At 36.2% G+C, this 7432-nt stretch carries 3 protein-coding genes and 2 pseudogenes; 4 read left to right on the top strand and 1 reads right to left on the bottom strand.

Annotated features, from left to right (window positions below):
• Positions 1-9 precede the first annotated feature (9 nt).
• Positions 10-270: pseudogene (locus ACTRWI_RS21445) on the bottom strand (transposase family protein); the annotation flags it as partial.
• Positions 271-696: 426 nt separating this feature from the next.
• On the opposite strand from ACTRWI_RS21445, the gene ACTRWI_RS21440 reads away from it, so the two are divergent.
• The 4 genes and pseudogenes from ACTRWI_RS21440 to ACTRWI_RS21425 form a co-directional block, all read left to right on the top strand.
• Positions 697-1917 (top strand): hypothetical protein, encoded by a 1221-nt coding sequence (locus ACTRWI_RS21440; protein WP_499133748.1) that lies wholly within the window; start codon positions 697-699, stop codon positions 1915-1917.
• 73 nt (positions 1918-1990) lie between these two features.
• Complete coding sequence (locus ACTRWI_RS21435) at positions 1991-5764, top strand: hypothetical protein (protein WP_499133747.1); 3774 nt, start codon at positions 1991-1993, stop codon at positions 5762-5764.
• Positions 5764-6894, top strand: coding sequence for an RHS repeat-associated core domain-containing protein (locus ACTRWI_RS21430; RefSeq protein WP_499133746.1), 1131 nt, complete (start codon positions 5764-5766; stop codon positions 6892-6894). Before ACTRWI_RS21435 ends, ACTRWI_RS21430 begins: the two co-directional genes overlap by 1 nt.
• Positions 6895-7057: 163 nt before the next feature.
• Positions 7058-7406 (top strand): annotated as a pseudogene (locus ACTRWI_RS21425) (transposase); the annotation flags it as partial.
• Between the last annotated feature and the right edge of the window lie 26 nt (positions 7407-7432).

Here is a 7432-nt window from a genome sequence, read left to right as displayed (position 1 = left end):
CTAGAGGGCTAATGCCTCTAGCAAAGATTCTGCAACAACTGAACGAAAAATACGGGCTATTGTATGTCGACGTGGAATGCCATGGTCGAATGGTCTGTATTTACTCAACCAATCTAGTTTATCTTTCCCAAACAACTCAATATCTTGTCATCCTTCATACCCAGATGCGATGGCGCTAATCATAAGGAACATAACGTCTATGAGGTCATGCTTCTGATTAATATCTGATCGAGTATATCGGACGACTGATAGGTGGTCGATTAAGTTCAAAGCAAAAGTGGCTGTGATTATGGATTTGGTGCTATTCGATCATATTTGTTAACAAAGTGCGATCCCGCCCTAGTATCTACTTTAAGTTGATGATTTTATAAAATAATTGGGCGTGCTTAAGTAAAATACATGATGTGTTACATTTGGCATTAAATTGATTTATTTTGTAGAGTTACCATACAAAAATCAGGTTTGAGGATAGTATTGAAAAGGTTTTTTCATTTAAGTACTAGTAAAATATAAACTTTCCTTATTACTTTAAGAAGAAAATCAAAAGTAATTTCTAATTAATCTGATTTCATAAAGTTTGAAGGTTTTTTTAGTCCACTTAAACTCCCAATTGTATTGTAAAGGATATTTTATCCTAAAAAATCATGTGGGGGTTCTTTAGAGCAAAATACGCTATCAAATCAATAAGGTTGTATAATGAAAATAAAAAAATCAACAAATCTATTATTAAATTGTTTAATGTGCTCGCCAGTATTAACATACGCTAATGATATAAGTATTTATGCTAATGATATCAATAGTAGTGCTAATGCTCTTCATTCTTCTGAAACGATGGGCCCACCAAATAATTTTATAAGCAATATTAAAGTTCATACACTAGAAGCTTTTAGTCAGCAAGGTGCATCTATTTATGCTAATGGCTATATGTCTGCGAAAATATTAGTCGACTTTACGCTTAATAGTGGCACTGTTACCGATATAAAGTTAAAACAATATCGTACTAATGATAACCTCCCTAATAACTGGAATATCGGTGACAAAGTCCCTTCAGTAGCTCCCGACTGGTATTATCCAGGTTCATTCCCTCATGACATCAATAGTTTGCCTTATACTATTACTAATGATAATGGAAACCATAATATTTTATATGTTTCCACAAACTCTTCTGCGAATATTGACATTTGTGCTGAAATTACAGTCGAAAACGAGGGGGAGGAGAAAAATTATAATTCATGTCTACCTGAAAATAACGGTAATACATGGGATTTTGTCCAAATTGATGCTATACCTGCTCGAAATTACTCAGTGAAAAATGATTGGGAATACACTATGACTAGACAAGATGTAACGAGTGTTAACCCGGGTTCTGATAACGATACAGGTAAATATACTCATAAAGGTTATCTACAGACTTTTACCCCTAAAGATTTTGAAATCAGACAAATTTTCATGCCACAAATTCAGGATTATTACTCTACAGATAGTCAAAATCTTGGTGTAGTTTACCGTGTAATCGGCCGTGAAACGCCTAATTACACTAATAATACAATTGAAACAGCTTCATTGGTTTATGTAAAACCAAATCATGGAATTAGATCACTAGCTTTTGATATTCAAGACTATTGCCCTAGTGCTCTTGAAGAAAAATTTGACTCAAATTGCAGCTATAATCATCGTGCTACTATAGATACACCATTGATTGTTGATACTGCTAATACCATTAATTTTTATCAATGGTATTCAGAAGGTAATAGAAGAACAACGTTGGGCACATGGAGTACGTGGGGCTTACATAAAAAAACATCATTTTATGTTTTTGATACTTACGGTAATAAAACAGAGTTTGCCGCATGGTCACAAGATGGTCAAAAAGAATTTATAATTAATGGTTTCTCACCAGATCCTCAAGAGCAATAGAATTACTGTCTAACTCATTACTCTGCAGCCTTCGATGCAGAGTAATTCATCAAATTATGTAAGCGTAATATTTATGACAAATATAACTTCCAATGCAACTAACTTTTCTGATTATATAAATACAGGTGTAGATCCAAGAACTGGGCAATATAGTGCCAATATTACTATTGCTAACTTTATTTCGCATAAAGGTGCTGGATTAAGTTTACCAATCAATCTATCTTATTTACCCTCTAGTACTTTCGACGTTGGCTTTGGTCAAGGTTGGTCGATTCAATTAAGTTCATTTGATAAGAGTAATGAGTCACTGTCTTTATCCAGTGGCCAATCGTTCAAAATAGAGTGGAATGATACACTTGGCGAATATGAATTACCTTATCGTAGGCTTAAAGATGTACGCGTTTTTTACATTAATGATGAAATAAAAGTTGTCTACAAAAGTGGTAAACAAGAATATATCGATCACGAGAAGGGTTACCTGACTAAAATTGTTACCTCACAAGGTTTAGAGATAGCCTTTGAACACGAACAAAGAAATAACGATAAACATTATAGCTTATGGCAGATTAAGGATAATGTTGGCCGAGTTCTTGAAATTGATTGGTGGAGCAATAAAAATGTGACCACTGTTAGACATAAGCTTAATGATCAGCCTAAACAACAAGTCACTATATATAAAGATGACTTTGGTAATGGTTATCAATTAAACACCATCGAAACTAGTTCGATAGAGAATATCATAAGTTTTGAATATAAAAATTACCCTAACGTAGGTTTTCTGATGATTAATAAAGTGACTCATGCCAGTGGCCTGATTGAAGATATTGATTATTATGAACGTGGTCACTCTCTCCCCGTTGGCGCCACTATTTCTTATATCCCTTGCGTTAAATCTCATACCACAGTACCTGGCAAGTGTCAAGAATCACGTACCATTACATATGAGTTTTCGCCAAAAAACTATCTAGGCTATGACAGTGATGTATCTTGGAGAGAGGGCAGTGATACTTTATTTGGCGCCACTAAAGATTATAAATACTCATCGACAGAGATCATTAATCAAACAAAACAGGTGACACGTACTTATAACAAATATCATCTAATAGAAAAGGTTGAACATAGAGATAAAGGTTTAACCTTTAAAGTCGAAGAGTTTCAATATAATGCTGAATTAGATTGGCACATTGAATACCAACCAGCTAACTATAGTTTGCTGAGAAAGCAAATTGTTACTCATTATGTAAAGGGTAATTCTCGTGCTTATGTAACAAATTATCAATATGATGATTATGCTAACCTGCTAGAAGAAGTTTTACCTGATGGTAGTAAGAATGAGTATACCTACTATCCAGCACAAGGTAAAGGTAATGACTGTCCTGTTGAACCAAATGGTTTTGTTGCTTTAATAGAAGAAGAACGGTTTATTTCGGCAACCCAAGAGCCTGCTCAAACGATACGTTATCGTTATCAAGCTATGCCTAATTTAGCTGATGATACCCACTTTATCGTACTTGCTTCTAGGACTGAAACAAATGTGCAAGTCGATTACCAATATTATAGTAATACCGCTCTTTCTGATACATACGGTCGCTTACAGCGTGAGAGACAAACAGTTAACGGTTATCAGCTTGAAAGTGTCTATATTTATGAATTTTTAGCCGATAGCTATAAAACAGAAACACGCATATCTACCTTTGATAATCATGAAGTATCCATTTGTGAGTGGCAAGATCCATTCCATTTGCAAGTGGTAAAGTCAAAGGACCGTGAAGGTGTGCTGTATGAGTTTGAGTTTGATGATTCAGGGAGGCCAACCGGACAAAAAACAAACTATAACAATGAATGTACAGCTAAAACCTCACGCGAATATAAAATTGGTAATAATCAAAATCAAATTATTGATATCGATGTCAGCGGTAATATGCAAATCACTGAGCTCAATAATGCAGGTAATATTATTAGCATTAGTGTCACCGATGAGACCAATACCGGACGAATAGTAGAATCATTAGAGTACGACGCATTTGGTTTAGTGACATCCAATACGCAATTCGATTGGACTGACGGTCAGCAATCGAGCCAGCTCAAAACGCAATATGCTTATGATAACAATGGTGACATCAAAGAGATTGTCCATCCTGACGGCCGGGTTGAGACTATTATACAAGATCCTGTGAATCTGACCACACACTATACGCATTCAGACTTAATTACTGAAGTTGAATTTTTTTCGATCACAGGTCAGGTAATTCGTAAACAGAGCTTTAATGCTGCTAATTCTCAATTATTAGCAGAAACATCTTATGAATACGATGGCTACGGTAATCAGGTAAAGATCACTGATACCGCTGGTAATATAATAGAAAATAGTTTTGACAAGCATAATCGCTTGATTGAATCTAAACGCTTTATCGATAGTCAAGCCGTGGTAGAGTCTTATACCTATCCAGCATTTACGCTAGCAGAGATACCTAGTAAAGTGATGGTAGATAGCATGGAATTAGGTCAACGTAAATATGATGGCTTATTACGTTTAGTGTCTGAGACTGCTGCGGGAAAAACCACTTATTATCAATATAATTCAATGAGTGAATATCCTACGAAGGTTATCACACCTAAAGGTGATAGAATTAATCTACATTTTAATCCATATAACCAAGCTCTAGTGTCCTCTTCAGTGGAAGGAGATAATACGTTAGGTTGTTTTTATCAATATAACCAGTATACAGGTATGCTTGAAAATAGCTTAAATAGTGGAGCAGAATATACAGTTTCGTACAATAAATTAGGCCAAATGATTCAGCAACACCACCAGTTAAATGATGGCGAAACTCGTACTGTCAGTTATGAATACTCATTAACTGGACAATTATTGGCTGAAAGTGGTTTATTCGGTGAAGCGCCAAATTATATCTATGATGATTATAATCGACTCATTAAAATTAGTGATAATAATGGGACAGAAACGAATATTGTTTACGATAGCTTTAGCCGGCCGTATAAATACACTTCTCGTTATGGTAATGATGAAGCCATTATTGAATTAAGTTATAACGTATTAGGGCTTGAAGTGAATAGAGTAGGTTACTTCAATCAGCGGCAAGAGTTTGAAATTAGACAAAGCTTTGATGATAATCAATTGCTAATCTCTCGTATTTACCAAAACAGTCAAGGAGAAACCACTGAAACCTATGAATATGATGAGTTAAAGCGTCTCATCAGTTATCAAGTTCAAGGTGCCGATTTACCGAAAAATGAACAAGGTAAATTAGTTACATCCCAAACCTTTAGTTATGATGTATATAACAATATTACAGAAGTATTGATACGATTTAATAATGGAGAATATAATCTTTCCTCATTCATTTATGAATCAAATAATCCTGTTTGTTTAAAGAGTATCAGAAATACTCACCCACATTATGTTAATGTTGCCTTTAATTATGATGACTCGGGTAATTTATTGAATGATGAGCAAGGTAATCAATATCAATATAATGCATTAGGACAAGTTCAATCCATAAGCGATGCTTCAGGTCATAATTTATCTAACTATAGATATGATGCCGGTGGCCGCTTAATTTCGCAGACTGTGGCTAGCAGTATCGTATACTTATTTTACCGCAATAATAAATTATCTTATGAGCACAGCGACGGAGTAACCGCCTCTTATCACCATGGAGGGCCAGGCTTAACACAACGATTGATTTCATCAAATAACGGTAAAAAACAGCAGGTAATATTTGGCAACGCTCAAGGTAGCCCTGTAGAAATCTATGAGAAAGATCAGCAAGATCGGTGGAGTCAAGTACATCACCAATACTTACCTTATGGCGAGGGGAAATAATGAATAATACTTCGAAAAACATGTTGAATATCAATATGCACCGTCGAGACTTTATCAAAAAAGCCTCTATATTAGGTGCTGGCACAATGACAGCGGCTTCCATGCCTACGATGGCAGGAGGTATGGGGCAACCTATTACGCATAGTCATTTAGCTAGAAGTTCTCTGGGTTTTAATGGTCAAAGGAATGATCCTGTGAGTGGAAGCTATCATTTAGGTAACGGTTATCGTATGTATAACCCTAGACTAATGCGTTTTCACGCGATGGATAGTATGAGTCCATTTGGCAAAGGTGGCATAAACAGTTATGCCTATTGTGTTGGTGATCCTGTAAATCGCAGTGACCCAAGCGGGCACTTTGCTGTGATGGGTTTAGTTACAGGAATGATCTTTGGCGCATCTGTCGGATTTGCTGTAACAGCAGCGGGAGAAGGAATCAAATGTGCTATTGATCCTGATTATGAATTTGACTGGAAGCAAGTAGGAATATCGAGTGCACTTGGGTTTGTCAGTGGTGGATTTGGTGCAGCGGCGCGAGGTGCAAAAACATCAGTTCAAATAGGGTTAGCAGTTACAGATGCAGTTGTAAGCTTTGGGCTTGATATGGGGCTAAATGTTGCTGCCGGTACACCTGTAAAAGACGCTGCAAAAGGTGCTGGAATAGGAGCAATTAAAGGGTTAGCATCTTTTGGCGCGGGATATGCTTTCAAGACTGTAAAAATTAAAAATAATGGCAATTTATTTGGAGCGAAAAAGACTAATGTTGTAGGTATATATGATGAGAACAAGCCAATATTCCCACCAAGGCATCTAAATAAAGGGTTTCCTAAAGAAACTAATAAAAGAGTCGTGCCTGTTACATATAAGAACCCAGCAGACAATATGCAAAAAAAAACGCCAGCTAATCTTTTTAGAGCTGATTTAAACTCCAATACAAAAGCTAATAAAGCGCCATTTGGACGCTATAATAATGTAGCACCATATGAGACAGCAGATAATAATGTAGTTAAAACGCCTAAAAAACTCTTCGAGGCCTATAGACCTGAAGACCCTAGCTATACGTTGATCAATACGCCTAAAAAACTATTTCAAGCTCCTCTACTTCCAGGGAATTATGAAAGGTTGATCTAAGGCGCGCTGACCTTGCGTGGTTAAATTTTCTTCGAGATAAATCCTTTTAATTACGGCGAGGAGTAAGTAGCCTAGGGCGTGTTGTTCTTTTGTGGGTGTTTTTTAAACAGCATGGTATTGGTTTATAATTTACTTCGCCAAAAGTAAAACTATAACCAATACCATGCCAAGAACAATACTAACTGATATTCGCTGGGAACTGCTGCTCCAAGTTATGTAAAGTACAGGTCGTGTTTACGATAAAACTGAACATCGAATGTCATTTGAAGGAATACTTTATCGAATGAGAACAGGTATTCCTTGGCGGGGATCTGCCCTCTTAGTTCGGAGAGTGGAGTACCGTTTACAGACAATTTAATCTTCGGTCAAAGAAAGGGATTTTAGATCAACTTTTCAAAAGCTTATCTAGCATAGCTGATTTTGAATGGGTCTTTCTTGATGGCTCTATAGTTCGAGCGCATCAGCATAGCACAGGTGCAGCTACTGAAAGCTTAGGTAAACGTTCACCAGGATAGTTTGATTTATTAAGAAGGACGGG

Source organism: Pseudoalteromonas sp. G5_S1_14_S5, from assembly GCF_054968605.1.
The sequence above is the reverse complement of the archived record's forward strand: the minus strand, read 5'-3'. Positions and strand labels throughout refer to the sequence as shown.

Coding starts and splice junctions, on each gene's coding strand:
- ACTRWI_RS21435 (WP_499133747.1), top strand. CDS start 1,991: ATGACAAATATAACTTCCAATGCAACTAACTTTTCTGATTATATAAAT.
- ACTRWI_RS21440 (WP_499133748.1), top strand. CDS start 697: ATGAAAATAAAAAAATCAACAAATCTATTATTAAATTGTTTAATGTGC.
- ACTRWI_RS21430 (WP_499133746.1), top strand. CDS start 5,764: ATGAATAATACTTCGAAAAACATGTTGAATATCAATATGCACCGTCGA.